This is a genomic window from Dyella acidiphila, from assembly GCF_014863405.1.
Taxonomy (GTDB): Bacteria; Pseudomonadota; Gammaproteobacteria; order Xanthomonadales; family Rhodanobacteraceae; genus Dyella_B; species Dyella_B acidiphila.
In genome coordinates this window covers 43,385-69,033 of the sequence record NZ_JACZZA010000016.1, presented here as the reverse complement: position 1 = coordinate 69,033, position 25,649 = coordinate 43,385, and the positions used below count along the sequence as shown (strand labels likewise).

The following is a 25,649-nucleotide window of genomic DNA, read 5'->3' as shown; positions in this document are numbered from 1 at the left end:
TCCTTAATGGCTTTGGGGCGAAGTCCAGGCTTCGCGGCCGTTCAACATGATTTTGCTCAGCGCGATGCCCTTGGCGCGGGCGTCGCTGAGGACGAATTGGATAAGGCGGGATGCTTCGTCATCGCTGATGCGGAAATCGCGCAGCCACGCCACCGATGCGCCGTCGTGCTGGCGGGTGAAACGCAGCGAACGTTCCGACCAGTTGGCCGCTGGCGACACTTCCGCCGCGGCCACTTCTGTGGTGGCGCTGGGTGCGCTATCGCCGGCCAGCTGGCGCAGCGGCGCAGGCAGCGTGGTTTCAGCTTGCGGCGCGACGGCTGCGGTTTCGGCGATTAATGTGGTACTCGCACTGGCAGCGGGCGTTGCTTCGCTTGCACTGGCGTTGCCGGCGGCAAGCGTTTGCGATGTAGTGGCGCTCGCATGCTGCGGCGCCTGATGGTCGGCAGCCGTGAGTTCGGACAGATAGGCCTGTGCCATGGCATGCCAACCGAACACACGCGCACTCAACAGAGCTTCGGTGACGCCGGTCGGCGCGACCGTGGCCTCGGCCTGCAGGACTTGCGGCAGCTCGGATAGCATGGCCAGCGGCATCGAGGGCGACGGCAGGCTCATGCCGTTTTCGCCGCGTGGCACGGCCAACTCCGGCTCGGTCGTGCCCGGCGTCGGCGCCTGCTCGAAGCTGGGTGACTGATTGGACTTGGCCTGCTCCTGCTGCGCGGACTTGGCCTGCGCGTCGTGCTTGGCCAGCGCATGCGCGAAATCCTGCTCGGGCGTGCGCTGCGATTCCTGCTGTTGCGCCTGTGCTGCGGCGTCGACGCTGAAGATGGTGGTCATAGCGTCTCCTTCCGGCTACCCAGCCAAAGCTCGATGCCGTCTTCCAGCGACTTGGCCGCCTGTTGATGCGCATGCGTGTGGCGCACTTCGTCCAGGTGTTCGCCGATGCGCTCCCGCCGCCGCTTGGCCGAGACATTGGCCGAGGCTTTTTCCGATCGCTGCTGCGTGGCCTCGCCGAGTGCCGTATTAGCCTGCAACAACCGCTGCGACAGCGCGGCATCCAGTTGGGTGAGCAGTTCGTAGCGGGCCAGATCCAGCCGGCCATCGGCCAGGCAGACACCGTTGGCGCTGGCTACCGCATGGCGCGCCGTTTCCACCGCGTCTACCTGTTCTTTGGCGGTGTGCTCATGCGCCACCGCCGCGGCCAGCGCCGACTGCGCGCGCAGTTCATCGACCTGCGCCATGCGCAAAGCCACCGCATAAGCGTGTTGCTTACGTGCGCTCATGCGGGGCGGCCTCGTGCGGTGTTGAGCACCTGTTCCAGACGCTCGACCGTTTCCTGCAGCGAGGTGGACTGGGACGGCCGCTGCTTGAGGCAGTCGGTCAAGCCCGGGTACAGGGCAATCGCTTCGTCCAGCGCCACATTGCTGCCGGCCTGATAAGCGCCCATGTCCACCAGGTCGCGCGAGTTTTCATAGGTGGCGATGATCGACTTGATGCGCGTGGCAAGCTGCTGATGCCGCGCATCAGCAACGCGCGAAACCAGGCGGCTGACGCTGGAAAGCAGGTCGATCGCGGGCAACTGGCCGCGGCCGGCCAGTTCGCGCGACAGCACCACGTGCCCGTCGAGAATGGCGCGCATATGGTCGGCCACCGGCTCGTTCATATCGTCGCCTTCCACCAGCACGCTGTAGATGGCTGAAATCGAACCGCCTTCGCGCACGCGGCCGCCGCGTTCCAGAATCTGCGGCAGCAAGTTGAACACCGACGGCGGATAGCCGCGCGAAGTCGGCGGTTCGCCCACGGCCAGGCCTACTTCGCGCTGGGCCATGGCGAAGCGCGTGATCGAATCGACGATCAGCAGCACGTCCAGTCCGAGATCGCGGAAATATTCGGCCATGGCGTGCGCTGCGTGCACGGCATGCGTGCGCACCAGCGCGGACTGGTCGGCGGTGGCTACCATCATCACCGAGCGGCGCAGACCTTCGGGCCCCAGCGACTCCTGCAGAAAATCGCCCACTTCGCGGCCGCGCTCGCCAATCATGCCGACCACGATCACGTCCGCTTTCACATGCCGCGCCATCATGCCGAGCAAGGTGCTCTTGCCCACGCCGCTGCCGGCAAATACGCCCACGCGCTGGCCCTTGGCGATCGGCATGATGCCGTCGATGGCGCTGACGCCGGTTTCCAGCGGCTGATCCAGCGGCACCCGGCGCAATGGATTGATCGGCACCGGCTGGATCTCGCGATAGGCCTCGGCGACGATCGCCGGGCCGCCATCCAGCGGCTCGCCGAAGGCATCGATCACCCGCCCGACCATCGCGCGCGCCACCGGCACGCGCAAGGCACGCCCCAGCGAACGCACGCGCGCACCGGCCGCAATGCCGCGCAAATGTCCGAACGGCATCAGCAGCACTTTGCCGTCGCGGAAACCCACCACTTCCGCACTCACCGGTTGGCCCTGCGCGTGACTGTCGATCTCGCACAGCTCGCCGATTTTCACGTCCGGCCCGCTGGCCTCGATCACCAGGCCGTTGAAGCCCAGCAGATGGCCGTACTCGCGCACCATCGTCCGACGCTGCAGCGCGTGGGCGTAGCGATCGAGGGTGGCGGCGGTGTGCATCATGCGCGGGCCGCGCCCAAGGCTTCGAGCATGGCGCCGTGGATCGTGTCCAGGCGTGCCTGGATCGAACTTTCCGCGTAGCCGCGCACGGTGACGATGCGGCATTCGCCTGGCGAAAGTGCGTGCTCTACTGCGATCTCCAAACCGTCGAGTTGTTCCGGCAGGCAGCTGCGATCTGCTGCTGAAACTTCCAGCCGGACCACTTTGCCGCGGTAGTCTTCGGCCATCTGCCGGCACAGGCGCTGCAGCAGCGCGCCGTCGCCGTGCATGGTGCCAAACGCTCGCGCCAGGCTGGCCAGCGCAAGTTCGAATGCCAGTTGTTCCATCTCTTCGCCCTGCACGCGCAACTGCTCGTGCAAGCCGGCGACCAGCGCGGCGAGAGTTTCCCGCTCCTGCACCAGCCCGCGGTATTCCTCTTCCAGGCCTTGCTTGATCTCGGTTTCCCAGGCTTGCTGATACTGCTCGGCTTCGCGCCGGCCATCTTCTTCGCCGGCCTGGAAACCTTCGGCGTAGCCTTGGCGGTATGCGGCCGCATCCAGTTCCTGCACTGGCGAGATGTCATCGGCAGCAGCCACCGGCACCGCAGCAACGCTGTGCAGGGAACGCGGCGCGATGCTTTCCAGCAAGGCATCGTGTGGCAGGCGGCGGATCATGCGGTAGTGCCTGCGCGACCCGCGCGCGCCGCCTGGTCGAGATGACGGGCCAGCGTGTCGGCCAGTGCGGAGGGGAACGGATCCGGCAGGCGCTGCAGCTCATGGCGCACGGCATCGGCGCGCAGGCGCTCGCAGGCGGCCAGGTAGATCTCTGCGTGATCGGGCGCCGCTGCGGCCAGCACGCGTGCCGCCCATGCCGGCGAAAGACGGTCGAGCACCACGATCAACACATCCGGCGGCGGTACTTCGCGCGCCAGATAGGTCGGCTCGTCGCCCAGCACCGCCCGCAACAACTCGGCATCCAGCGCGGTATAACGTTGCGCCTCGCCGATCAGCGGCTGCAACGCGCTGCGCCATGCCTCGGGCAAGCGCGCAAGAATCCAGCGGCGGTCCGCCGCGTGCATGGTGGCCAGCGCCAGCGCGGCCTTGCGTGTCCCGGCCTGGTTCACCGCTCCACCTCGGGTGTCTCGATCCACTGGCGCAGACGCAGCAGGGCCGCTTCGCGCTCGGACATGGTCAACCGACGCGGCGTGCCGGTACGCACGGCCATCAACAAGGCGCCGACCAGGAACAGCACCAGCGCGGCAATCACCGGATAGATCCACCAGTACTTGCTTGCTACCACCGCAGAGGACGCGGCATCGTCGACGGTGCTGGCATTCGCGTTGGCCGCATCGATGCGCGACACCGCCGAGGTTGCTGCGCCAGTACTGGCTGCTGGCGTGCTGACCAATTCCGGCGGCGCGATGGCGGCGATATCCACCTTGTCGCCACGCGAGGCATCCAGACCGAGCGCCGCCGAGACCACCTCGGTCAGCTTGCTGATCTCACCCTGCTGCAGGGTGGCGGGAATGACGATGCCCACCGAGATGCGGCCCACGCGCCCGGGCGCCTGCTCCACTTCTTCCTGCTCACGGCCATGCGCATATTCCACGTCGCGGTCGCTGCTGGTACTGCCGGCCTTGCTGTGTTCCGGATCGGCATCGTCGGCGCCATGGCCGGCCGAACTGACCTTTTCGTGCACAAGCAGGCCGTTGCCGTCCTTGCCCTGTGCAATCAGCTGCTCGCGTACCTGCTTGACGTGGTCGTAGTCGAGGCTGACATCGACCGACACGGTGAAGTTGTCGGTGCGCAGCACGCGGTGCAGCAGTTCGCCTACGCGGGTGCGCAACTGGTTTTCCATCTGCGTCTGCGCGTCAAGGCTGTCGGAACTGAGGGCCGCGTTCTGCCCTTCTGCCGCATAGCCGGACAACACCATGCCCTTGTCGTCGAGCACGACCACTGCTTCCGGCGCCAGGCCTTCCACCGCGGAGGCAACCAGCCGCTGGATGCCGGCCACTTCGCGCGCATCCAGATGCTTGCCCGGCCGCAGGTTCAGGGTGACCGAGGCCTTGGACGGATCCTGCTCGGGCTGGAACAGATCGGTGCGGCGGATGGTCAGGTGCACGCGCGCGGAGGCCACTTCGTCCAGCGCCGAAATGGTGCGTTCCAGTTCGCCCTGCAGGGCACGCTGGAAATTGATCTTCTGCGCAAACTCGGTGACGCCGTAGTCGGAATCCTTGAACAGCTCGAAGCCGACGCTGCCGCCCTTGGGCACGCCTTGCGAGACCAGCTTCATGCGCGTCTCGTAAACCTGCGCATCCGGCACCAGGATGGTCTTGCCATCGTCGGCCAGGTGGTAAGGCGTCTGCATCTGGTCGAGTGCGGCGGTGATTTCCGCCGCGTCCGATTCGCGCAGATCGCGGAACAGCACGCCGTAAGGCGGATGCATGATCCACCACGAGGCCGCGCCGACGATGCCGGCGATCAGCAGGATCCCGAGCGCGAACGAAATTCGTGCGCGCTGGGACATGGACGCAAAAAACTGCCGCATACCTACTCCGATATTCCTTTGTTACGAATCCCGCCGTTGCCTTGCCGCAGCCTCACAGCTGCATATTGGTAAGGTTCTGGTAGGCGTCGACGATCCGGTTGCGCACTTCCACCGCCATCTGCAGTTTCAGGCGCGCGTGTTCCATGGCGATCATCACGTCGTGCACCGGCACGTTCTCGCCGGCCGCCAGCGCACGCGCGGCCTGGTCGGCCTGCGCCAGGCTGCCGTTGAGTTCGCTGACCTGCGAGCCGAGCATCTGGATAAACGGCTGGCTGCCCTGGCCGGTTTCATCCATGCGCGTTTCTGGCAGGTCGATCGGCTTGATGTCGAGCGCGGCCGAAGCGCCTTCCACTGGCATCACGTTCATGACTCACCGCCGACATCGAGTGCATGCAGAGCCATGCTGCGCAGCGTGTTGAACGCGCGCACGTTGGCTTCGTAGGCGCGGCTGGCATCCATCAACGTGCCCATCTCGGTGACCATGTCCACGCGCGGATAGCTGACCATGCCGTTCTTGTCGGCAGCCGGATCGCTGGGATCGTGTTCTTCGCGTGAGCCGGCGTCGGTGCCCAGCATCACCGGCATGGACGGCACGCTGTGGCCGCCTTCGCCGATCATCGCGCCGAAACTGGCTGCGTAAGGTGCGCTGACGTGCATCAGCCGCGCCGGATGGCCCGGCTGGTTGGGCGTATTGGCGATGGCGATATTGTGGCTGGCCGCTTCCAGGCGCAGCCGCTCGTAGTCCAGGCCGAAACGCGTAGCAGTGAAAATCTGGTCCACGACCATGTTCAATCCCTCCCGGCCAAGGCCAGTTGCATCAATGCGAAGCGCCGCGACATCACCGTCGTCAGCGATTGAAAATCCACGCTGGCGGTTTCCAGCTCCGCCACTTCGTCGTCAAGGTTTACCGGCGCGCTGAGATCCGGATCGGCCGCATGCACCGATTCGCCCAGTGCGCGTGGGGTGATCGCCTGCAGGCTTTCGCCAGCCATGTCCGGCTGCTCGGCGGCCTCGTGCAACAGGCCGGTGGCCTGCGCGAAATCGGCGCGCTGCGGCCGGTAGCCGGCTACATCGACGTTGGCGATATTGGTGCTCGCCACCTCGGCGCGCACGCGCGCCATGCTGATGCCCAGCCGCAAGGCTTCGGTGGTCAAATCCATGTTTGGCTCCTCATTGAATCACCAGCTCGCCGCGCAATGCGCCAGCGTCCTTGATCGATTGCAGAATGGTGATGACGTCGCGGGTGGACAGGTGAATCGCACGCAGCGCCGCGATCAGGTCCGCCACGGTGGCGCCATTGGGAATACTGACCAGGCGCGCCTCGGGATCCTGCACATTGATATTGGCCTGCGGCACCACCGCAGTGCCGATATTGCGCGAAGGATTGACCAGCACGCCGTCGGGCTGCGACACCAGATAATCAGTCTGCACCTGGATGCGCAGATCGCCTTGCGAAATGGTCACCGCACCCAGTCGTACGTCACCGCCGGAAACCACCGTGCCGGTGCGCTCGTTGACCACTACGCGTGCGATCTGGTCCGGCGTGACCGGCACGTTTTCGATGGTGGAAATGGCCTGCACCAGATCCGACGGCGGCACCGTGAAGGTGACGTGCACTTTGCCCGCATGTTCGGCCACCGCGTTAACGCCGGCATTACGGCGCAGCGATTCGGCGATGCGTTCGGCGGTGGTGAAGTCGGGCTGATAAAGCACCACGTCCAGCGAATGTCCATCTTCATCCAGCCCCAGCGGCGCTTCGCGTTCCACGGTGGCGCCGTCGGGTACACGACCTACGGTGGGATGGTTTTTCTGGTCCAGGCTGCCGAAGGCACGTACTTCGTAGCCGCCTACCGAGAGCGCGCCTTGCGCCAGCGCGTAGAGTTTTCCATCCGGGCCATTCAGGGGCGTGAGCAACAGGATGCCGCCGCTCAGGCTGCGCGCATCGCCCAGCGAGGACACCGACACATCCAGCTTCTGGCCCGATTCGGCAAACGCCGGCAGCGTCGCCGTGACCATCACCGCCGCCACGTTGCGGCTATTGAGATCGTCCGGACTGATGTTGACGCCGAAATGGCTCAGCGTATTGGCCACCGATTGAACCGTGAGGCGGTTCTTGTTGGTGTCGCCGGTGCCGTCCAGGCCGATCACCAGGCCATAGCCGACCAGCGCATTGTCGCGCACGCCCTGCACGCGCGCGATTTCCTTCAGACGAACGCTATTGCTCTGGGCCGATGCCACCGATGCGGCAAACAGGGCGAGCACGAGCGCGACAAGAACACGTTTCATATCAGACCCAACCAACGCGTAATGCGATAAAGAATGCTGTGGCGTTGGGCGGTAGATATGTCTCCCTTGCCGGTGTAGTGGATATCCGCCTCGCTGATGCGGTTGGAAAGAATGGTGTTGGTAGGCGAGATATCTTCCGGGCGCACCAGGCCGGTCAGCGCAAACTGCTGCTTCTCGCCGTTGATCTCCACGCTCTGGTCGCCGTGGATGCGCAGCATGCCGTCGCCCTCCACCGCGATCACGCGCACCGCCAGCTGCGCCTGCAGGCTGCCGGCGCGGGTGGTATTGCCCTGCCCTGCGTCATCGCCGTTCAGACCCAGGCCGTAGTTGTGGGTGGTGTTGTGGTACTGCGCATTGGCGCCCAGCTGCACGCCGCCGCTGGCATCGGTATTGGCGCTGGCAGTGGCGCGCGCGGTTTCGGTGACCAGCACGGTCAGCGTGTCGCCCACCTGATGCGCGCGACGATCCGCTGCCAGGCCGCGGTAGCTGTCCGGGTTGATCATCGAGCCATCGGTGGCCTGCGTTTGCGCAGACACGCCGCGGCTGGCCAGCAGCAAGGCGGCCATCAGCAAAAATCTAGTCGACAACTTGCACTACTCCCTTGTCGGTAATGCGTGCGTGTACGGGTTCTTCGGCACCATCGACCAGCACCAGCACGGTATCGCCGGTATTGCCGCGGCCGATCGCGGTGCCTTTGGTCTGCAGCTTGATCACGCCATAGCTGGCGCTGACGTCGACGCGCTGCTGCCGGTCGACATCCGGAATGTGCTCGAAATCCTCCAGCAGTACCGGACTGCCGGCCAGCACCGCATGGCGCAGGCGCATGCCCTGCACTTGCTGCGAATCAGTCACGACAGGCCCTTGCAGGGTCGCCACATCCGCATCATGCGGCGTGAATTTCAGGGCGGAAGCGACCGTGCCCATGGCGGCGTCCGCGGCATAGCCGGGCACGTCGTGGTGCACGCTGACCGCGAACCACACTGTGGCCGAACGCATCAGCTGCCCGTTCACGCTGATATCCACCGGCATGCCGACGCGCGCGCGCGGCCAGCGCCCTTCCGGCTTGCGCGCCTTGATCGTCACGCTGCCGGCCAGCAGTTGCACATCTTCCGGCTTGCCGACGACCTCGACCTGCGCCAACGCCTTGTCGTCGCCAAGGCAGCTGTCCAGTTCCACGCGCGCAGCATCCACGATGCGCGCGGACGCCACCGTCTGCAGCGACGGTGACGCCGCCACCAGCAGCGGCAGTGCGGAAAGTACGAGTGCGGGCAGCAGTCGGCGCATGCTTACTGGCGCAGGTTGTTGATGGTGTCGAGGATCTGGTCCGACGCCTGCAGCACGCGGGCGTTGAGCTGGTAGGCACGCTGCGCGATCACCAGCGTGGCCATCTCGCTGACCATGTCGACATTGGACCCTTCCAGCGAACCCTGCAGGATCGCGCCGACGCCGCTGTCATTGGGCTTGCCCACCGTGGGATCGCCTGACGACTGGGTCGGCACATAGTTATTGCTGCCCACCGACTGCAGGCCATCCGGCGACGGGAACGTGCTCAGCTCGAACGTACCCAGCAAAGTCTGGCTGCTGCTGCCGCCGACTTGCGCATAGATCTGGCCGTTCTGGTTGACCTGGATATTGGTCGCGTCCGGCGGAATCTGGATGCCTTGCGCCAGGCGATTGCCGGTTGCGGTGGCGAGATAGCCATCGCTATCCACGTGCAACTGGCCGTCGCGCGTATACAGATGGTTGCCGTTGGCATCGACCACTTCGAGAAAGCCTTCGCCCTGGATGCCCATATCCCAGGTATTGCCGGTCTGCTGCATCTGGCCCTGCGAGAACACCGCGCTGGTCGACAGCACTTCGGTGCCCGCGCCCGTTTGCTGCGGCGTAAGCCCGGCCTGCACCTGCGAAGGCGTGATCACGGCGATATCGCCGAACGAAGTGCGCTGCGCCTTGTAGCCGGGCGTCTGCATGTTGGACAGGTTGTTCGACAAGGTGTCGATCTGGCTCTGCGTGCTCTGCAGGCCGGAGGTAGCGATATAAAGCGCGTCGATCATGATGGGTATCCTTAAGCGTTGTCGCCGAGATGACTGATGCCTTCCTGCACGGCCGCGTCGTAGGCCTGGATGGCGCGTTGTACGGATTGGGCGTGGCGGGACAGCGCCATCAGGCGCACCATTTCCTCGCCGGGATCCACGTTCGATTGCTCCAGCGCACCTTGCTGGATGCGCCCGATGAACTGGCCGTCGTCATTGCCGCTGAAGCTGTACAGGCCATCGCCCATGTCGCGCAGCTGGCTGGCCTTGTCGACATTGACCACGCGCAGGCTATCCACATCGTCGCTGCCGTCGGTGATCGCGCCCGCGTCATCGATATGCACGTTGGCGTGGTTGAGTGTGATCGGCCCGGACTGCCCCAGTACTGGATGGCCGGCGGCATCGACCAGTTGCTGGTCCGCATCCAGATGGAACTGGCCATTGCGGGTCAGCATGGTCTGGCCGTTGACGTTCACCGCGAAAAAGCCAGGGCCGCGGATGGCCAGGTCGAGCGGATGCCCGGTGGTGGAAAGATTGCCGTCGGCCAGGTCCAGCGTGGGCTCGTTTTCCAGCAGGCCGGTCCTGAAATCGGTGGCCAGCCGTTCGGCGCGATAGCCCGAGGTGCGCATGTTCGCCACGTTCTGGCTGAGCACGTCGAGTGCGTCGACGTCATTGCTCAAATAGCGTGCGATGCCCGGAATGATGTTGCTCACGTGGCGCCCTCCTTATGCGGCGGCCGAAGCGGTGACGGTGCCGAAGGCCTTCACCATCACGGTGGACGGCACTTCGTTGATGCCCAGCACGGTGACGTGCGGCAGGCTGCGTTGAATCAGGGCGCGCAGGTGGCGGCGCACCACGCTCGGGCACAGCAGCACCGGCAGGTGGCTGCGCGCCATCATGGCCTCGGACTGCTTGGCCAGGCCGCCGAGCAACGCTTCCAGCTGGCCCAGGTCGCCGATCAAGGCGCCGGCGCCTTCGCGCTGCCGGATCGCCGTCACGATGGCGCGCTCCAGCTCGGGCGCCAGCGTCAGCACATGCAGCTCGCCCTGCGCATTGCTTACCCGCTGGCAGATCGACGGCCCCAGGCGCTCGCGCACGCGCTCGACCAGATCGTCGGTCTGCTTGTGCGTCTTGCCGGCGTCCACCAGCACTTCGAGGATGGTTTCGACGTTGCGGATGCTGACCTGTTCGCGCAGCAGCTGCTGCAGCACTTTCTGCACGTCGGTGTAGGACATCACACCGGGAATGAGCTCATCCACCAGCGAGGCCTGCTGCTCGCGCACACGCGCCACCAGTCGCTCGGTTTCGGCGCGGGTCAGCAATTCCGGCGCGTGGCGCTTGGTCACTTCGCCCAGATGGGTGATCAGCACGGTTTCCGGATCCACCAGCGTGTAGCCGGCGCCGCGCGCGAACTGCCGCTGGTCCGGATGAATCCATTGCGCGGGCAGACCATAGGCCGGATCGCGCGTTTCGCGCCCTTCCAGCTTCGGCCGCTTGCCGCCGGGATTGATCGCCAGCAAGGCATCGAAGCGCAGTTCGCCGCGACCCACGCGCGAACCCTGCACCTGGATCTCGTAGGCGTCTTCGCCCAGCGACGCACCCTGGATCAGTTTCACCTTCGGCAGGATGAAACCGTTGTCCATGGCAAACTGCTTGCGGAAGGTGCTGATGCGATCGCCCAGATCCAGCCCGCGCGCCTTGTAGGTAGCGGAGATGGCGCTGCCCAGATGGATTTCCACCGGCTCGATCGACAGCATGCGATAGAGGTCGTCTTCCTCGCCCTTCGCTTTCGGCTCGTCGACAACGGGTTTGCTTTGAGCCTCTGCTGTATTGGAACGGGCCGCAAAAAAAGTAAGCGTGCCCACCCCCAGCAGCACCAGCAATACCGGCCACGCCGGCAAGCCCGGCAAGACCAGCAGGCCGGCCAGCGCCAGCGACACGATCAGCAAGGTGCGCGAGCTGGATAGCACCTGCCGGGCGATTTCGGTGCCCAGCTGCGCATCCGAGGCGGCGCGCGTGATGATGATGCCGGTCGCCACCGCGATCACCAGCGAGGGGATCTGCGTGACGATGCCGTCGCCCACGGTCAGCAGCGTGTAGCGATGCACCGACTCTGTCCACGGCAGGCCGTGCTGCAGCATGCCGACGGCCAGGCCACCGACGATGTCGATCAGGATGATCATGATGCCGGCGATTGCATCGCCCTTGACGAACTTGGTGGCACCGTCCATCGCGCCGTAGAAACTGGCTTCCTTTTCGATCTGGCCACGGCGACGCTTGGCCTCGTGCTCGTCGATCAGGCCCATGTTCATGTCGGCATCGATGCTCATCTGCTTGCCGGGCATGCTGTCGAGCGTGAAACGTGCCGCCACTTCGGCCACGCGCTGCGCACCGCTGGTCACCACTACGTACTGCACCACCACCAGGATCAGGAACACCACCAGGCCGATCACATAGTTGCCGCCCACCACATAGGAACCGATCGCGTTGATCACGCGCCCGGCGTTGCCCTTGTCCAGGATCAGGCGCGTGGCCGAGATATTCAGTGCCAGGCGGAACAAGGTGGTGATCAGCAGCAGCGACGGAAAGGTGGAGAAGCTCAGCGGTGTATCGGTAAAGAAGGTGATCAGCAGCACCAACAGCGCCGCGGTGAAATTGAGCACTAGCAGGAAATCCAGCAGCGCGCCCGGAATCGGCGTGAACAGGATGATCAGGATCGCGATCATGCCCAGCACGAGGATCACGTCGCGCTTGCCGTTCCACAATTGGCCGAACAGTGTGTTCAAGAGAAAATCCTGTTGCCGGGACGCTTCATCAACCAGCGATAGATCGGCGCCAGCGGTTTATACAAATCGGCCGGCACCGCTTGGTCGATCTTGCATTCGCGGTACAGCGCACGCGCCAGCTCCGGCGAGCGCAGGCACGGCACGCCCGATTGCGCCGCCAGCATGCGCATGCGCGCCGCCACCGCGTCACTGCCCTTGGACAGCACTACCGGCGAGCGCATGCTCTTGGGCCGGTACTTCAGCGCAATCGCCAGATGGGTGGGATTGGTCAGCAACACGTCCGCCTCCGGTACGCGCCGGACCGAGCGCGAATGCTTGAGCAGCTCGCTCATCAGGCGGCGGCGCTTCTGGCGGATATCCGGATCCCCTTCGCGGCGTTTGTGTTCGTCCTTGATATCGCGCCGGCTCATGCGCAGCTTGCGGATGTATTCGCGGCGGGTGAACAGCAAATCGGCCAGCGCAATGACACCCAGCAGCACCAGCAGCCAGGTGGTGACTTGCACATAGGTGGCACGCAGCAGCATGCCGATGCTGGACGGTGCGGCAAATGCCGCGGCCTGCACCTTGTGGCCGATGCTGCCGGCCAGCAGCCAGCCCAGGCCGCCGAGCACGCCCAGTTTCAGCGTGAGCTTGAACAATTCCCATAGCAGGCGCAGCGAAAAAATGCGCTGGGCGCCCTGCACCGGATTGAGCCGGTTGAAATCCGGTTTCAGCGGTTCAGTGCTGAACACCGGCCCGGTCTGCAGCAGATTGCCGACCATTGCGGCGATCAGCACCGACATCACTACCGGCAGCAGCGCCTGCCACGCCGGCTGGAAGCTGCGTTCCAGCCAATACCACAGGCTGGCCGACGGTTCCGGCGCATTGCCGGCCATCAACAGCGTACGGGTAAACGAGCGCGCGAACGCCGCGGCAATGTTGTAGGACGCCGCCGCCAGCGCCACGCTGAAAACGATCAGCACCAGGATGCCGCTTACATCGGCGCTGCGCGGCACCTGTCCTTTTTCGCGCGCTTCCTGCAAACGGAACGGCGTGGGCTGTTCGGTCTTGGACTGGTCGTCGGCAGCCATCAATGCACTCCCAACGGCGAGAACACCGTAAACGCATCGCGGTACATGCGCTCGATCAGCGGCGGCGCGTAGCGCACCGATCCTGCCAGCAGCACGAAGCCCGCCATCACCTTGATCGGCAAGGCCACGAAATACATATTCGCCTGCGGCATGGAACGGCTGGCGTAAGCCACCGCCAGATCGATGGCGAACAGGCCCAGCATGGTCGGCGCCGACACCATCAGGCCAAGCAGAAACTGCGAAGAAAGCTTGGACAGCAGCACTTGCGGCCCGACCAGCAACCCGCCGCTGCCCAGCGGCACCAGCGCCACCGAGGCCACCATGCCCTGCAGCAACAGCAGATGCAGGCCCAACGAAAAAAACACCAGCAAGCCGGCCCACTGCACCACGGTGCCGGCCAATGCTTCCGAAGCATGTGTAGCGGGGTTGAGCAGGCTGGCCGCAGCCACGCCCGACTGCATATCCAGCACGCGTGCGGAAAAACCCAGCGCCGCGATCGGCAAAAACACTGCCAGGCTCAGCGTGAAACCGAGCACGCACTCACCGCCCATCGCCAGCAGCAGCGGCAGCGGGTGATCCGGATCAAGCGCCTGCGCAGGTGCAGGGCTGACGCCGACCGCCAGCATGGTCAGCGCCAGCAGCACGCACATGCGGATCGTCGCCGGTGCCCAGTTGAACGGCGTAAACGCCGGCACCATGAGCAAAGGCACGAATCTCGCCATGGCGAGCAGAAATGCACCGATTAGAGGATCGACGGCTCCCACCTGCTACATCCCTGCAATAAGTGCGAACAAATGCTTGGAGAACGCCACCACCACCGCCATCATCCAGGCGCCGGTCACCAGAAACATCGCCACCACGGTGATCAGCTTGGGAATGAAGGTGAGCGTCATCTCCTGGATCTGCGTGACCACCTGCAGAATGGAGATCACCACGCCGATCACCAGCGTCGCCAACAGAATCGGCGCGGAAACTTTCGCTGCGGTCAGCAAGGTCTCTGACAGCAAGTGCATTGCGGTATCGCCATCCATGACTAACTCCGGGGTCGTACCAGATCACGCAGCCTGAAAACGAAATCCGCCGGCAGTACGCCCACGCCGGGTGTGCGTGCAACGATGTTGTCGATCACGGCGCGCGCCTCTTCGACACGGCCTTCGTCCAGCAGCAGCACGCTTTGCGCATAGCGCGCGGAACGCCCCTGCGGATCCAGGCGCGTGGCGCGCTTGACTGACTCCTGCGCCTCCTGGCGTTCGCCGCGCAAGGCGTGCACCAGGGCGAAACCGCCATGGGTTTCGCCGAAGGTGCGGTCCAGCGCAAACGCCTTGTCGAAGCTGCGCCGGGCACCGGACAAATCACCCTGCAGCAGCTGGCACCAGGCCAGCGCATGCCAGGTACCGAGGTGCTCGGGCATCTGTACCGATGCGCGCTCAAGCAGGCTGCGTGCACGCGCGACATCGCCGCGCAACATCGCATCCTGCCCCAGGCCCAGCCATGCGCGGCCGGAATCCGGATGCGTGGCGAGCACGTGCTCGAAGGCTTCGGTCGATGCTTCCCCGCGCTGCGACCACAGCGCTACCGTGCCGCGCACGATGCCTGCTTCATGCTGGTCGGGATCCACACCCAAGGCACGCTCGGCTTCTGCCGAGGCGCGTTCGGTGTCGCCAAGATCGAGCCACAGTAGGGCACGCAGGCCCTGTGCTTCCGGCAGGCGCGCGCCCGCTTGGACCGGCGCCAAAGCCTCGATTGCCGCTTCAAACCGCTGCTGGCGATGCAGAATGCGTGCTTTCAGCAGCGCCAGCACGCTTGCGTCCTCACCGTGCGCCGATACGTGCGCCAGGGTCTGCAGGGCGGTGTCCAGTGTGCCGTCGGCAAATTGCGCGTAGGCCAGATCGTGCACCACGCCGAAGGAGGCTTCGCCACCGGCAAGCAAAGCTTGCAGCAGTTCGATCGCCTCTTTGCGATCGCCGCGCACTAAAGCACAGCGCGCCTGCCGGAAGCGCACGCCCGGCAATTGCTGCAGCGAAGACGGCGCCGCATGGATGCGCGCCAGCGCTTGCTCGATGTTTCCGGCAACCAGCCATTCGTCGAGCAAATCGCACAACCGATCGGGATTTTGCGGATCGCTGTCCGCAAATACAGCAAGCTGGGACGCGCGATTCATGGCGCACCCCTAAACTTTTGCCGAAATCCCCAGATAACACAGAGTGCGCAAGCCAGAATGGCTTCCGCTACCGATACTGCCCACTGCACTGTTACTGCTCCCTGCGCACGGACTTTCAGGTCCGAGCGCCCCCTGTTCCTTATCCCTGTTGCGTCCTTTCGACGATGCAAGCTGTCGTCTGGTCCGTCATCTGCTGCCTTGCGTCGCCCCAATTAATGACGCAGCTCACAAACATGGCGGCTAATCTATGAGCGAGTTTCACTTACTGTCAACAAACTTCTCACAAATCGTCCACGTTATCGAACGCAGCATAAATACACGCCAAAATCGCAAGTTCTTGAGCAAAAGCCGATGATGGAAGTTATTGAAATTACTTGAATCATGACGACTCTACTGACTCCCCGGCACACTCATTCACCAATGTGAAGAAAGCGTGACGAAACGAAGAACCCCGCTAAACTTCATTGCTTAGGCCACTCCGGACTCCTCCGTAATGAGCAGCAATCGCATCACGCCATCCTCGTCGTTGCTCGAAACATTGCGCACGCTTGCACGCTCGCGCGCGCAGGATGTGCAAGGCGGCAAATCGGCAGGCAACACCACAACTGCGCAGCGGCACCAGGTCACCGCCCAGCACGACGTACAGGTTTTGCGGCAACGATTGCGCGAGTTGGCTGACGGCACCGATCTGAGCGACGCACAAGCCCTGCAGCAAACCAGAAACCATCTGCTGCGGGAAATTCTGTTATGGGAATTCGGCAGCGATTTCCGCAACGACCCGCAATTCCTGCCGATGATCGACAGCATCGGCAAGACCTTCGATGCCGACCCTGCGCTTCAACAGCGCTTTGCCGACCTGATCGCCGATCTGCGCAAATCCTGAGATTGCTAGCAACAGCGAACCGGATGCCTGCCGGACTCGCGCGGCAACCTGCTATTCGGCGAAATGCTCATCGCTCGAACCCAAGCGCTCACTGACATTTGGCAATGATCGGCTGCCAGAACGCGCGGACTTTCGGATCGTAGAAACGATGACAGGCGAACGGCAGCCGGCCCTGGTTCAACTTCAACGCCAGCTGCGGCTTGCGGTCGATGCAGAAGTCCACTGCCTGCACGTAGTCGGGAATGCGCATCTCGGTCAGCGTGGGTGCGACTAGCGAAAAATACAGATCTTCGACATGCACATTGGCTGGGCTGCATGTGGCCAAGGCCGGCAAGCCACGCTCGATGCCCTCTTTCCGGCAACGCACTGCCCGCAGCATGGTTTCGGTTTTGCGTAGCGAAAAACCGCCATTGCCTACCTTGAAGTAATGCTCTGCGCTCTTCTTCTTTTGCTTGAACGCATTATTGATGCGCAAGAAAAAGCGCGTCAGCGCGGTTTGGCGGGATGCCATCCACGGTGCGCCGACGTAGTCGTAGCCTTGTGCGCACCAGGCATCGAGCCGGTCTTCGAACACGAACACGTCCATCTGGCAAATAAGCATGTAGGTGCAGTCTTCGAAGGCTTGGTAAAACACCTCGGAGAGCATCAGCTGGTTATAGCCGGACAGGCCTTTGAAATAGGCTGGGTCGAAGCGTTTTACCTGGTAATTCACCGATTGCAGCAACGGCAGCAGCGGCTGCAGGTCGAGTCCTTCCGGACATGCAATGGCAAAAGGATGCTGCGCCAGTACCCGCAGCGAGCGCTGCAGCGACAGCAGCTCAGCGTCGTTGAGCTCGGTTTTGTAGACGGGAATGACGACAACGGCGTGCTTCATGGCGGACCTTCAGGCTCTCCTGGCACTGGGCCGGCCCAGCGGGGCCCACAGGGTTTCGGCGGCAGATTCAGCCAGTGCGGCCGTGCATCGTACAGGGTATTGAAGGGGCAATACACGGCCGCGCTGGGCCCTCGGCGAATCAAAGGCAGGTCTTCAATTTCCGCACACCTTCGCGCAGCTCATGCGCATTCGCCCCGGAATAACCCAGGATCAAGCCGCCCCGCGCCGGCGGTTGGGCATAGCAGATCGACAGTGGCCGGGCGGCAATGCCGAGCCTGGCCGCGCGAATCGATACTTCCACATCGTCGATGCCCTCCGGCAGCAGTGCGGCCAGCTGCATGCCGGCCTGGGTGCCGATCACTTCCAGGCGGTCGGCCATATAGGTATCGATCGCTTCCAATACGGCATTGCGACGCTCCAGATAAAGCGCGCGCATGCGGCGGATATGCCGCGCGAAATGGCCTTCGCGGATAAAGTCGGCCAGCGCGACTTGATAGAGCATCGAAGAGAAAGTATCGAACGCATCGCGCACGGTGGCGAAGGCAGACACCACATCTTTGGGCACAACTACATAACCCACGCGCAGCGCGGGAAACATCACCTTGCTGAAGGTGCCGACATAGATGACGCGGTCTTCGGTATCCATGCCTTGCAGTGAGGCGAGCGGGCGTCCGCCGAAGCGGTATTCGCTGTCATAGTCGTCTTCGATGATCCAGGCGCCGCTGTGCGAAGCCCAGCTCAGCAGTTGCATGCGCCGCGCCGCGCTCATGGTGACGCCGAGCGGAAACTGGTGCGAGGGCGAGATATAGACCGCGCGTGCATGCGGAGCCACGCGCTTGCCGGCATCCACATCCAGGCCTTCGTCATCGACCGGCACCGGAACGATTTCGGCACCGATGGTGCGCAGCGCCTGTTTTGCGCCGGGATAACTGGGATCTTCGATCCACACCGGCTCGCCGGCATTCAACAAGGCATGCATGGAAATCTGCAGGCCTTGCTGCGAGCCGGTGGTGATCAGGATCTGCGAGGCATCGCAACGCACCGTGCGCACGGTGCCGAGGTATTCGGCAATCGCTTCGCGCAGCGGCAGATAACCCATCGCATCGCCGTACACCATCTGCTCGATGGGCGGCCGGCGTACGTGCTGGTTCACCAGCTTCGACCAGGTCGTGATCGGAAAATGATCGATTGCCGGCAGGCCGACCCGGAATGCTCCCTGGGTGCTGGCCCAGGTTTGCGGCGGCGTGCGCAGGCTGCTTACACGCTGCGCCACTTGGCGCGGCGCCTGCGTGGGTCTTACGGCGCGCTGGTCGTTGGCAGCCTGCGTTTTCGCCATTTGCCCGGGAATGGCGCGTGCTACGCAGGTGCCGGCGCCGACGAAGGTTTCCAGATAGCCCTCCGCATACAGCTGCTCGTAGGCGCTGAGCACGGGCACGCGCGAGATGCGCAGCTCCTTGGCCAGGCTGCGCGTGGAGGGTACGCGCTGCCCCGGCCGCAGCCGTCCTTCGAGGATGGCCCGGCGGAACCATTCGGAAAGCTGGTCGTACATGGGCGTGGCGCCCGAGGCGTCGAGTGCAACCGACGGCAGGAATCCCGTGGCGATCCGTTTCATGCGGCAACCCTCAAGTGGTTATATGGAATCATACCCAAGTGGCTATTTTAGCGAACCACTGACCGGCCTAATTTTCGCTCCCAGGCGGCAATCGGCCGCGCCGGGAGGTCTGCCATGAACAGCTTGCAGAAGATCTTGTTGCTGGGTGCGCTAACCATGCTGGGCGTCGGCGGCCTCGCGCCCCATGCGCAAGCGCAAAACGCCGCCGACACAGCGCAACGCGATGGCTCGCACGATTTCGACTTCAATATCGGCACCTGGCGCACCCATATCCGCACGCTTACCGATGCCAAGACCTGGACCGAACTGAACGGCACGGTGACGGTGCGCAAGATCTGGGGCGGCAAGGCCTCGATGGAAGAAATCGACGCGCGCGGCCCCGGCCAGCATCTGGAGGGGATGACACTGTTTCTCTACAACCCGCAGTCGCACCAGTGGAGCCAGACCTTTGCCAGCACCAGCGACGGCATCCTGGAAACACCGGCCATCGGCGGCTTCAAGGACGGACACGGCGAGTTGATCGACCAGGAGTCGTATCAGGGCCGGATGGTGCTGGTGCGCAACCAGTGGTCGGAGATCCAGCCCAACTCGCATCACTTCGAGATCTCGTTTTCCACCGATAACGGCCGCACCTGGCAGCCGAATTTCGTGGCCGACCTGAGCCGGATCCAGTGATGCGAACAAAACAGCGCATCGGCCTGCTTGTGCTGCTGTGTGTGTGCGGCGGGTTGATACGATCGCTGCCCGCCTGCGCACAAACGGCGCCGGCGGCGCAGGAATCGATGAGCGATGCGTGGTGGACGGGGCCGATGCTGGCCAATTCCGCCGAAACGCTGCCGCCTGGGCATTTTCTGTTCGAGCCTTATCTGTATGACATCCACAGTTCCACCAGCGACAGCTTCGGTTCGCGCAGCTACATCCTGTATGGCCTGGCGAATCGGCTGTCGGTCGGGATCATTCCGGTGTTCGGCTACAACCGCATGCGCAGTGGGCCGAGCAGTAATGGCGTTGGCGTCGGCGATATCACGCTGCAAGCGCAATATCGATTGACGGAATTTCAGCCGGGGCAATGGATGCCGACCACGGCGATCCTGCTGGAAGAAACGCTGCCGACCGGCAAGTACGACCAGTTGGGCAATCGCCCTAGCGATGGCCTTGGCGCTGGCGCGTACACCACCACGCTTGCGCTCAATTCGCAGAGGTATTTCTGGCTGCCGAACGGACGCCTGTTGCGCATGCGCTTCAATCTTTCGGAGGCGCTATCGCGCAATGCCAATGTGCGCGGCGTGAGCGTGTACGGCACTGGACCGGCCTTTCGCGGCAACGTGAAACCGGGCAACGGCTTCTTTGCCGATCTGGCATTCGAATACAGCCTCACCCAGCGCTGGGTGCTGGCGCTGGATGCCACCTACAGCCACAACGACAATACTCGCGTGGTGGGTGAAGACCCGCTCGATCCCGGCAATCTCCCCTATGTGCAGAACGTGCGCATCAATTCGGGCAGCAGCGTGGCCTTTGGGCTGGCACCGGCGATCGAATACAACTGGTCGTCCGCCATCGGCGTATTGCTGGGTACGCGCGTGACGTTCGGCGGTCACAACGCTGTGAATACGGTGACGCCAGCCATTGCGATCAACTACGTGTATTGATCGCCGGGATCGAACTCTCATCCTTATGCGTGGTCAGCCTTGCTGGCGCGGCGCAACGCGGGAGTACACTGGCCCGCTATCGAGATGCGCCCCATGGCATGCCACCGTTGAAGGAGATCGTCGATGAAGCTCGCCCCGCTTTTTGCTGCCGCCCTTGCGTTCCTGGTGCTGGCCGGTATTCCCGTGCTGGCGGCCCCGCCCCGCCCCGCGCTGCCTTCGATGCTGGCCCTGGCGGTGGCCGATCCCAATCGCCCCGCGGACCAGCGTGCGCAGGATGCCGAACGCAAGCCGATCGAAACGCTGCAATTTGCCGATCTGCGGCGCGGCGAGAAAGTGATCGACCTGATGCCCGGCACCGGCTACTACACGCGCTTGTTCAGCAAGGTCGTCGGCACCAACGGCAGCGTCTATGCCGTGCTGCCGGCGGAAATGGACAAGGTGGCCACCAAGGATCTGCCCGCGCTGCGCAGCTTTGCCGGCACACCGGCCTATGCCAATGTGACGGTGCAGGTGCCGCCGGTGGCCAATCTGGATCTGCCCAAGGGCGTGGATCTGGTGTGGACCTCGCAGAACTATCACGACCTGCACGATCCCTTTATGGGCTCGCCGGATATCGCGCGCATCAACAAGGCGATCTATGACGCGCTGAAGCCGGGCGGTACTTATATCGTGCTCGATCATACGGCCGCAGCCGGCACGGGCATCGCCAAGACCAACGATCTGCATCGCATCGATCCGGCGGCGGTGAAGGCGGAGGTGACGGCGGCCGGTTTCGAGTATGTGGGCGAAAGCGATGTGCTGAGCAATCCGGCCGACGATCACACGCTGCCGGTGTTCGACAAGACGATCAAGGGCAAGACGGACAAGTTTATTTTGAAGTTTCGCAAGCCGTTGATTTGATCGTGGCGGTGGTGAGGTCTGTGACGGAGCATGGATGTACCTCACCGTCATCCCGGCGAAAGCCGGGATCCAGCGTATTGGCCCTGCATGCGGAAAGTCACTGGGTCCCGGCTTTCGCCGGGATGACGGTGAAGTGGTGGATGACGGTGAGGGATGCTGAGCAGCGCTATAAAGCGTAGCGCTATGAAGCGACGGCTAACGCGGTGAGCTGATCCAGCTCTTCATCATCGAAACCCGCTTCCAGGCGTGCCGGCCGGTTGAACGGCCCGCGCAGATTGCGTCCCATGTAGTCGCGCAGCAGGTCGAGAAAGGTTTCGCGTGGATCCACGCCGTCGCGCTCGCAGCACCAGCGGAACCAGCGGGAGCCTGCGGCGACATGCGCCACTTCTTCACGCAGGATGATTTCCAGGATCGCAATGGTGCGTTCGTCGCCGACAGCGCGCAGGCGTTCGATCATGCCGGGGGTGACGTCCAGGCCGCGCGCTTCCAGCACGCGCGGCACCAGGGCCATGCGGGCGGTGTCGTGATGCGCGGTTTTTTCGGCCATTTCCCAGAGGCCGTTATGCGCGTCGAAATCGCCGTAGCCATGGCCGAGTTCGATCAGGCGATCGGATAGCAAGGCGAAATGCCGCGCTTCGTCGTGCGCGCAACTGGCCCAGTCGCGGTAGTACTCGACCGGCATGCCGCGATAGCGGTACACCGCATCCCAGGCGAGGTTGATGGCGTTGAATTCGATATGCGCCACGGCATGGACCAGCGCGGCGCGGCCTTCGGGTGTGCCCAGGCCGCGGTGAGGTACCTGGCGCTGCGGGACGAGGCTGGGGCGTTCGGGGCGGCCGGGTGTGCCGATCGGCGTGGGCGCGGGGGACGTGCTTTCCGCCTGCAGCTGGCCTGCCTGCAGTGCGGCCCATGTGGCATGCGTGAGGCGCAGCTTTTCGCTGGGGTCGCTGGCGTCGAGGCAGCGTTTGGCGGCGGCGTGGAGGTCGGTCATGGGCAGTTTTTGCGCCTATAGGTGCAGATGCGCGAGAAAGCACATCCCCGCGTCGCCATCATTCCTGCGAAAGCGGGAATGATGGCACTGCACGGGTAACGCTCAAGGCATTCATCCGCACGGATACTGCCGCGCGCCCATCACGCGCTACGGCGTGCCGCCTTCGCATCGTCCGAACGCAGCATTTCGATCTGCTGCAGATACTGCTGGTCCAGGCCGGTGACGTATTCGCCGCTGAAGCAGGACGTGTCGAAGTGCTTGAGGTTTTCGTTGCCATCCTGCACCGCCCAGATCAGGTCCTGCAGATCCTGGTAGATCAGCCAGTCGGCACCGAGCATCTTTTCCACTTCGCCATTGCTGTGACCGGCGGCCACCAGTTCGGACGCAGCCGGCATATCGATGCCGTAGACATTCGGATAGCGCACCGGCGGCGCGGCGGAAGCGAAGTACACGTTCTTGGCGCCGGCGTCGCGCGCCATCTGGATGATCTGGCGCGAAGTGGTACCACGCACGATGGAGTCGTCGACCAGCAGCACGTTCTTCTTGCGGAATTCCAGTTCCACCGGATTGAGCTTGCGGCGCACCGATTTCACGCGCTCGCCCTGCCCCGGCATGATGAAGGTGCGGCCGATGTAGCGGTTCTTGACGAAGCCTTCGCGGAACGGCACGCCCAGCGCCTCGGCCAACGCGCTGGCGGCGGTGCGGGCGGTATCGGGAATCGGGATTACGGCATCGATGCCATGATCGGGGCGTTCGCGCAGGATTTTCTCGGCCAGCTTCTGGCCCATGCGCAGGCGCGCCTTGTACACCGACACGTTCTCGATCATCGAATCGGGACGGGCCAGATACACGTATTCGAAGATGCACGGCGCATGCACGGCGCCGTCGGCGCACAGGCGCGTATGCAGCTGGCCGTCGTTGGTAATGAACACCGCTTCGCCCGGCGCCACGTCGCGCAGACGCTTGAAGCCCAGGATATCCAGCGCCACCGATTCGGAGGTCACCGCGTATTCACGGCCTTCTGCCGTGACGCGCTCGCCCAGCACCAGCGGACGGATGCCGTTCGGATCGCGGAACGCCAGCAGGCCGTAGCCCAGCAGCAGCGCGAGGCAGGCGTAGCCGCCGCGTGCACGCGCGTGCACGCCGGCTACGGCCTTGAAGATCTGGTCCGGCGTAAGCGCCATGCGATCCTGGATCTGCAGCTCGTGCGCCAGCACGTTGAGCAGCACTTCGGAATCGGAATCGGTGTTGATGTGGCGGCGATCGTCTTCGAACATCTCGCGCCGCAGGGTTTCGGTGTTCACCAGGTTGCCGTTGTGCGCAATGGCGATGCCATAGGGCGAATTCACGTAGAACGGCTGCGATTCGGAAGAGCCTTCCGAGCCGGCGGTGGGATAGCGGCAATGGCCGATGCCGATGCGGCCGCGCAGGCGGCTCATCGATGCCTGGTTGAATACGTCGCGCACCAGGCCGTTGTCCTTGTGCAGGCGCAGGCGCGCCCCGTCCACGGTGGCGATGCCCGCAGCATCCTGCCCGCGATGCTGCAGGACGGTAAGGCCGTCATAAAGCGCCGATGCCACTTCAGTGGTACCGACGATACCGATGATTCCGCACATGGTGAGGCTACCCGTTACTGTTAATGCGTTGCGTCGGCCGCGCTCGAAGCTGCAGCCGGAGAACTGGATGCGTGCGACGGCAATCCGGCCGGCAACACGTTCTTGAGGTCTTGCAGATGCTCCGGAATACGTTCCGGATGCAGATGTTGGCGCACGTCCGGCGGCAGTTCGTGTTCGAGCCAGCCGGCCATGCCTTTGAACTGCGGCAGCAAGGTCGACTGCTGCCACATCGCTTCATGCGCGAACGAGGTCTGGTCGACCAGGAACACAATCAGCGTCACCAGCAACACGCCGCGCGCAAAGCCGAAAATCATGCCGAGCAAACGATCCGTGCCGCCCAGGCCGGTGCTGTCCACCAGCTGATGCAACACGAACCGCGCCAGCGCACCCAGGATCAGCACCGCGATGAAGCACAGGCCATAACCCACCAGCAGCCGCACCATCGGCGATTGGATGCTGTGGTCGAAATGCGCCGATACCGCCGGGCCGTACGTCCATGCCACCCAGAACGCGGCAATCCACGTCACCAGCGCCAGCACCTCGGATATAAGGCCGCGCCACAGCCCTACAAGGACCGAAAGCCCCAGTACCGCGATGATGATGAGGTCGACCGCGTTCATGTGCCGGCTTCCGCTGGGTCAGCTGTTCAGTTGGCGCGGACGACGTTGCCGTCGAGCCCGAGCTTGGCCTTGATCTGGTCGCGCAGGCTCATCGCATCGCTGCGCTGGGTCTGCGGACCGGCGCGCACGCGCCACAGCTGCTTGCCGCCAGCATTGACCGAATCCACGAAGCCGTCGAAGCCGCTGGCGCGCAGTTTATCGCGCAGGGCCATCGCATCGGCCTGGCTGCCCATCGCCGCCACCTGCACCGCCCAGGCACCGGCGCGAGCCGGCGTGCTGCCAGCGGCGGGCGCCGGGACATCGCCTTGCGGCGTGGTGGCGCCGCTTTCCAGGCGGGCGGGAATGCCGGGCACGGTCTGCGCGATCTTCAGGCGCGCGGCCTCGGCCGCGGCGCGGGTTTCGAACGGACCGGCGCTGACCAGGGTGAGGGTCTTGCCCGCGCGCTGGATGGGTTCGCTGCGCACCGGATAGCCCATGCCGCGTACGCGGGTCATCAGGCGATTGGCGCCGTCCGGCGCGTAGGCGCTGAGGTTGACGCTATAGATGCCGCGCCCGGCGGTGGCCGGCGGCAAGGCCGGGGTGGCGGGCGGCGGGGCGATGGCAGCCGGCGGCGCGATGGCCGGGCGGTTGCTGGCGACCGTCGTCTTGGGCAGCGGCGTGGCAATGGCGGGTTGCGGCGGCTGCGCGGCGGCCTGCTGCGGCACGGGCGTGGCGATCGCCGGGGCGGACGCGCTGGGGGCCGGCTGGGTGGCGACGGTGGACATGCCGCTGGCGTTCGGTGCCGCGGTGGTGGCCGGCGCCACGCTGGCAGAAGCGGCCGGCTGGCCGGTGAGACTCATGGTCTTGGTCTGCAGGTCGCGGTCGGGGACCGCGGGGATGGCCAGGCTGACCGACTGATCGGAGCTGCTGGTAGATGGCGACTTGCTCGAGAACATCATCGGTACAAACAAAATGGCCAGAGCAACGAGGACGGCAGCTCCCAACAGGCGTGTGTTCAAGATGGACTCCAGACAACCAGCTTGTAA

General features: G+C 64.2%; 29 protein-coding genes. 4 read left to right on the top strand and 25 right to left on the bottom strand.

Annotation, left to right across the window (positions count from 1 at the left end):
• Positions 1-3 precede the first annotated feature (3 nt).
• The 19 genes from IGX34_RS20350 to IGX34_RS20260 are packed head-to-tail and all read right to left on the bottom strand — an operon-like array spanning position 4 to position 15,479.
• A complete protein-coding gene (locus IGX34_RS20350; RefSeq protein WP_192557584.1) occupies positions 4-834 on the bottom strand; it encodes a hypothetical protein in 831 nt (276 codons plus the stop codon).
• A complete protein-coding gene (locus IGX34_RS20345) occupies positions 831-1,280 on the bottom strand; it encodes a hypothetical protein (protein ID WP_192557583.1) in 450 nt (149 codons plus the stop codon). Before IGX34_RS20345 ends, IGX34_RS20350 begins: the two co-directional genes overlap by 4 nt.
• Complete coding sequence (locus IGX34_RS20340; protein ID WP_225737653.1) at positions 1,277-2,620, bottom strand: FliI/YscN family ATPase; 1,344 nt, start codon at positions 2,618-2,620, stop codon at positions 1,277-1,279. Before IGX34_RS20340 ends, IGX34_RS20345 begins: the two co-directional genes overlap by 4 nt.
• The gene (locus IGX34_RS20335; RefSeq protein WP_192557582.1) at positions 2,617-3,270 is read right to left on the bottom strand and encodes a FliH/SctL family protein; all 654 of its coding nucleotides are present in this window, start codon (positions 3,268-3,270) and stop codon (positions 2,617-2,619) included. Before IGX34_RS20335 ends, IGX34_RS20340 begins: the two co-directional genes overlap by 4 nt.
• Positions 3,267-3,719 carry a hypothetical protein gene (locus IGX34_RS20330; protein WP_192557581.1) on the bottom strand — a complete coding sequence of 151 codons (453 nt, stop codon included), beginning with the start codon at positions 3,717-3,719 and terminating at the stop codon, positions 3,267-3,269. Before IGX34_RS20330 ends, IGX34_RS20335 begins: the two co-directional genes overlap by 4 nt.
• On the bottom strand, positions 3,716-5,143 hold the full coding sequence (fliF, locus tag IGX34_RS20325; RefSeq protein ID WP_225737652.1) for a flagellar basal-body MS-ring/collar protein FliF: 1,428 nt from the start codon (positions 5,141-5,143) through the stop codon (positions 3,716-3,718). The genes IGX34_RS20330 and fliF overlap by 4 nt, the downstream gene beginning before the upstream one ends.
• A gap of 52 nt (positions 5,144-5,195) precedes the next feature.
• Positions 5,196-5,510 carry a flagellar hook-basal body complex protein FliE gene (fliE, locus tag IGX34_RS20320; protein ID WP_192557579.1) on the bottom strand — a complete coding sequence of 105 codons (315 nt, stop codon included), beginning with the start codon at positions 5,508-5,510 and terminating at the stop codon, positions 5,196-5,198.
• A complete protein-coding gene (locus tag IGX34_RS20315; RefSeq protein ID WP_192557578.1) occupies positions 5,507-5,929 on the bottom strand; it encodes a flagellar basal body rod protein FlgC in 423 nt (140 codons plus the stop codon). Before IGX34_RS20315 ends, fliE begins: the two co-directional genes overlap by 4 nt.
• A gap of 2 nt (positions 5,930-5,931) precedes the next feature.
• Complete coding sequence (locus tag IGX34_RS20310; RefSeq protein WP_192557577.1) at positions 5,932-6,303, bottom strand: flagellar basal body rod protein FlgB; 372 nt, start codon at positions 6,301-6,303, stop codon at positions 5,932-5,934.
• A gap of 10 nt (positions 6,304-6,313) precedes the next feature.
• Positions 6,314-7,429 (bottom strand): flagellar basal body P-ring protein FlgI, encoded by a 1,116-nt coding sequence (locus IGX34_RS20305; RefSeq protein ID WP_192557576.1) that lies wholly within the window; start codon positions 7,427-7,429, stop codon positions 6,314-6,316.
• Positions 7,426-8,016, bottom strand: coding sequence for a flagellar basal body L-ring protein FlgH (locus IGX34_RS20300; RefSeq protein WP_192557575.1), 591 nt, complete (start codon positions 8,014-8,016; stop codon positions 7,426-7,428). The genes IGX34_RS20305 and IGX34_RS20300 overlap by 4 nt, the downstream gene beginning before the upstream one ends.
• Positions 8,006-8,713 (bottom strand): flagellar basal body P-ring formation chaperone FlgA, encoded by a 708-nt coding sequence (gene flgA / locus IGX34_RS20295; protein ID WP_192557574.1) that lies wholly within the window; start codon positions 8,711-8,713, stop codon positions 8,006-8,008. The genes IGX34_RS20300 and flgA overlap by 11 nt, the downstream gene beginning before the upstream one ends.
• A gap of 2 nt (positions 8,714-8,715) precedes the next feature.
• Positions 8,716-9,483, bottom strand: a complete 768-nt coding sequence (locus IGX34_RS20290) for a flagellar hook-basal body protein (protein ID WP_192557573.1) — start codon at positions 9,481-9,483, stop codon at positions 8,716-8,718.
• 11 nt (positions 9,484-9,494) lie between these two features.
• Positions 9,495-10,175, bottom strand: a complete 681-nt coding sequence (locus IGX34_RS20285) for a flagellar hook-basal body complex protein (RefSeq protein ID WP_192557572.1) — start codon at positions 10,173-10,175, stop codon at positions 9,495-9,497.
• 12 nt (positions 10,176-10,187) lie between these two features.
• Positions 10,188-12,248 carry a flagellar biosynthesis protein FlhA gene (locus tag IGX34_RS20280; protein WP_192557571.1) on the bottom strand — a complete coding sequence of 687 codons (2,061 nt, stop codon included), beginning with the start codon at positions 12,246-12,248 and terminating at the stop codon, positions 10,188-10,190.
• Positions 12,245-13,318, bottom strand: a complete 1,074-nt coding sequence (locus IGX34_RS20275) for an EscU/YscU/HrcU family type III secretion system export apparatus switch protein (RefSeq protein ID WP_192557570.1) — start codon at positions 13,316-13,318, stop codon at positions 12,245-12,247. The genes IGX34_RS20280 and IGX34_RS20275 overlap by 4 nt, the downstream gene beginning before the upstream one ends.
• Positions 13,318-14,082, bottom strand: coding sequence for a flagellar biosynthetic protein FliR (locus tag IGX34_RS20270; RefSeq protein WP_338015522.1), 765 nt, complete (start codon positions 14,080-14,082; stop codon positions 13,318-13,320). The genes IGX34_RS20275 and IGX34_RS20270 overlap by 1 nt, the downstream gene beginning before the upstream one ends.
• A gap of 3 nt (positions 14,083-14,085) precedes the next feature.
• Positions 14,086-14,349: a flagellar biosynthetic protein FliQ gene (locus tag IGX34_RS20265; protein WP_192557568.1), complete on the bottom strand. Its 264-nt coding sequence runs from the start codon at positions 14,347-14,349 to the stop codon at positions 14,086-14,088.
• 2 nt (positions 14,350-14,351) lie between these two features.
• Positions 14,352-15,479, bottom strand: a complete 1,128-nt coding sequence (locus tag IGX34_RS20260) for a tetratricopeptide repeat protein (protein WP_192557567.1) — start codon at positions 15,477-15,479, stop codon at positions 14,352-14,354.
• 493 nt (positions 15,480-15,972) lie between these two features.
• On the opposite strand from IGX34_RS20260, the gene IGX34_RS20255 reads away from it, so the two are divergent.
• Positions 15,973-16,362, top strand: coding sequence for a hypothetical protein (locus tag IGX34_RS20255; protein WP_192557566.1), 390 nt, complete (start codon positions 15,973-15,975; stop codon positions 16,360-16,362).
• A gap of 88 nt (positions 16,363-16,450) precedes the next feature.
• On the opposite strand, the gene IGX34_RS20250 is transcribed toward IGX34_RS20255, so the two are convergent.
• Positions 16,451-17,236, bottom strand: a complete 786-nt coding sequence (locus IGX34_RS20250; protein ID WP_192557565.1) for a DUF5672 family protein — start codon at positions 17,234-17,236, stop codon at positions 16,451-16,453.
• Positions 17,237-17,375: 139 nt separating this feature from the next.
• Positions 17,376-18,848, bottom strand: a complete 1,473-nt coding sequence (gene pdxR / locus IGX34_RS20245; RefSeq protein WP_192557564.1) for a MocR-like pyridoxine biosynthesis transcription factor PdxR — start codon at positions 18,846-18,848, stop codon at positions 17,376-17,378.
• Between the two features lie 114 nt (positions 18,849-18,962).
• Between pdxR and IGX34_RS20240 the strand changes: the two genes are divergently transcribed.
• The 3 genes from IGX34_RS20240 (at position 18,963) to IGX34_RS20230 (ending at position 21,397) form a co-directional block, all read left to right on the top strand.
• Positions 18,963-19,523: a hypothetical protein gene (locus IGX34_RS20240; RefSeq protein ID WP_192557563.1), complete on the top strand. Its 561-nt coding sequence runs from the start codon at positions 18,963-18,965 to the stop codon at positions 19,521-19,523.
• Positions 19,523-20,497: a transporter family protein gene (locus IGX34_RS20235; protein ID WP_192557562.1), complete on the top strand. Its 975-nt coding sequence runs from the start codon at positions 19,523-19,525 to the stop codon at positions 20,495-20,497. Before IGX34_RS20240 ends, IGX34_RS20235 begins: the two co-directional genes overlap by 1 nt.
• A gap of 123 nt (positions 20,498-20,620) precedes the next feature.
• Positions 20,621-21,397, top strand: coding sequence for a class I SAM-dependent methyltransferase (locus tag IGX34_RS20230; protein ID WP_192557561.1), 777 nt, complete (start codon positions 20,621-20,623; stop codon positions 21,395-21,397).
• A gap of 181 nt (positions 21,398-21,578) precedes the next feature.
• Here the strand turns inward: IGX34_RS20230 and IGX34_RS20225 are convergent, their stop codons facing one another.
• The 4 genes from IGX34_RS20225 to IGX34_RS20210 all read right to left on the bottom strand — a co-directional run bounded on the left by IGX34_RS20225 (position 21,579) and on the right by IGX34_RS20210 (position 25,622).
• Positions 21,579-22,388, bottom strand: coding sequence for a ferritin-like domain-containing protein (locus IGX34_RS20225; protein ID WP_192557560.1), 810 nt, complete (start codon positions 22,386-22,388; stop codon positions 21,579-21,581).
• A 140-nt stretch (positions 22,389-22,528) separates the two neighbouring features.
• A complete protein-coding gene (purF, locus tag IGX34_RS20220) occupies positions 22,529-24,004 on the bottom strand; it encodes an amidophosphoribosyltransferase (protein ID WP_192557559.1) in 1,476 nt (491 codons plus the stop codon).
• 20 nt (positions 24,005-24,024) lie between these two features.
• On the bottom strand, positions 24,025-24,624 hold the full coding sequence (locus tag IGX34_RS20215) for a CvpA family protein (RefSeq protein WP_192557558.1): 600 nt from the start codon (positions 24,622-24,624) through the stop codon (positions 24,025-24,027).
• Between the two features lie 26 nt (positions 24,625-24,650).
• Entirely contained in the window at positions 24,651-25,622 is a 972-nt protein-coding gene (locus tag IGX34_RS20210; protein ID WP_192557557.1) for an SPOR domain-containing protein, read from the bottom strand.
• Positions 25,623-25,649: the final 27 nt, after the last annotated feature.

Bases quoted from the DNA above. Each gene is read 5' to 3' on its own strand.
- IGX34_RS20350 (WP_192557584.1), bottom strand. From the start codon at position 834: ATGACCACCATCTTCAGCGTCGACGCCGCAGCACAGGCGCAACAGCAG.
- IGX34_RS20345 (WP_192557583.1), bottom strand. From the start codon at position 1,280: ATGAGCGCACGTAAGCAACACGCTTATGCGGTGGCTTTGCGCATGGCG.
- IGX34_RS20340 (WP_225737653.1), bottom strand. From the start codon at position 2,620: ATGATGCACACCGCCGCCACCCTCGATCGCTACGCCCACGCGCTGCAG.
- IGX34_RS20335 (WP_192557582.1), bottom strand. From the start codon at position 3,270: ATGATCCGCCGCCTGCCACACGATGCCTTGCTGGAAAGCATCGCGCCG.
- fliF (WP_225737652.1), bottom strand. From the start codon at position 5,143: ATGCGGCAGTTTTTTGCGTCCATGTCCCAGCGCGCACGAATTTCGTTC.
- fliE (WP_192557579.1), bottom strand. From the start codon at position 5,510: ATGAACGTGATGCCAGTGGAAGGCGCTTCGGCCGCGCTCGACATCAAG.
- IGX34_RS20315 (WP_192557578.1), bottom strand. From the start codon at position 5,929: ATGGTCGTGGACCAGATTTTCACTGCTACGCGTTTCGGCCTGGACTAC.
- IGX34_RS20310 (WP_192557577.1), bottom strand. From the start codon at position 6,303: ATGGATTTGACCACCGAAGCCTTGCGGCTGGGCATCAGCATGGCGCGC.
- IGX34_RS20305 (WP_192557576.1), bottom strand. From the start codon at position 7,429: ATGAAACGTGTTCTTGTCGCGCTCGTGCTCGCCCTGTTTGCCGCATCG.
- flgA (WP_192557574.1), bottom strand. From the start codon at position 8,713: ATGCGCCGACTGCTGCCCGCACTCGTACTTTCCGCACTGCCGCTGCTG.
- IGX34_RS20290 (WP_192557573.1), bottom strand. From the start codon at position 9,483: ATGATCGACGCGCTTTATATCGCTACCTCCGGCCTGCAGAGCACGCAG.
- IGX34_RS20275 (WP_192557570.1), bottom strand. From the start codon at position 13,318: ATGGCTGCCGACGACCAGTCCAAGACCGAACAGCCCACGCCGTTCCGT.
- IGX34_RS20265 (WP_192557568.1), bottom strand. From the start codon at position 14,349: ATGGATGGCGATACCGCAATGCACTTGCTGTCAGAGACCTTGCTGACC.
- IGX34_RS20260 (WP_192557567.1), bottom strand. From the start codon at position 15,479: ATGAATCGCGCGTCCCAGCTTGCTGTATTTGCGGACAGCGATCCGCAA.
- IGX34_RS20255 (WP_192557566.1), top strand. From the start codon at position 15,973: ATGAGCAGCAATCGCATCACGCCATCCTCGTCGTTGCTCGAAACATTG.
- IGX34_RS20250 (WP_192557565.1), bottom strand. From the start codon at position 17,236: ATGAAGCACGCCGTTGTCGTCATTCCCGTCTACAAAACCGAGCTCAAC.
- pdxR (WP_192557564.1), bottom strand. From the start codon at position 18,848: ATGAAACGGATCGCCACGGGATTCCTGCCGTCGGTTGCACTCGACGCC.
- IGX34_RS20240 (WP_192557563.1), top strand. From the start codon at position 18,963: ATGAACAGCTTGCAGAAGATCTTGTTGCTGGGTGCGCTAACCATGCTG.
- IGX34_RS20235 (WP_192557562.1), top strand. From the start codon at position 19,523: ATGCGAACAAAACAGCGCATCGGCCTGCTTGTGCTGCTGTGTGTGTGC.
- IGX34_RS20230 (WP_192557561.1), top strand. From the start codon at position 20,621: ATGAAGCTCGCCCCGCTTTTTGCTGCCGCCCTTGCGTTCCTGGTGCTG.
- IGX34_RS20225 (WP_192557560.1), bottom strand. From the start codon at position 22,388: ATGACCGACCTCCACGCCGCCGCCAAACGCTGCCTCGACGCCAGCGAC.
- purF (WP_192557559.1), bottom strand. From the start codon at position 24,004: ATGTGCGGAATCATCGGTATCGTCGGTACCACTGAAGTGGCATCGGCG.
- IGX34_RS20215 (WP_192557558.1), bottom strand. From the start codon at position 24,624: ATGAACGCGGTCGACCTCATCATCATCGCGGTACTGGGGCTTTCGGTC.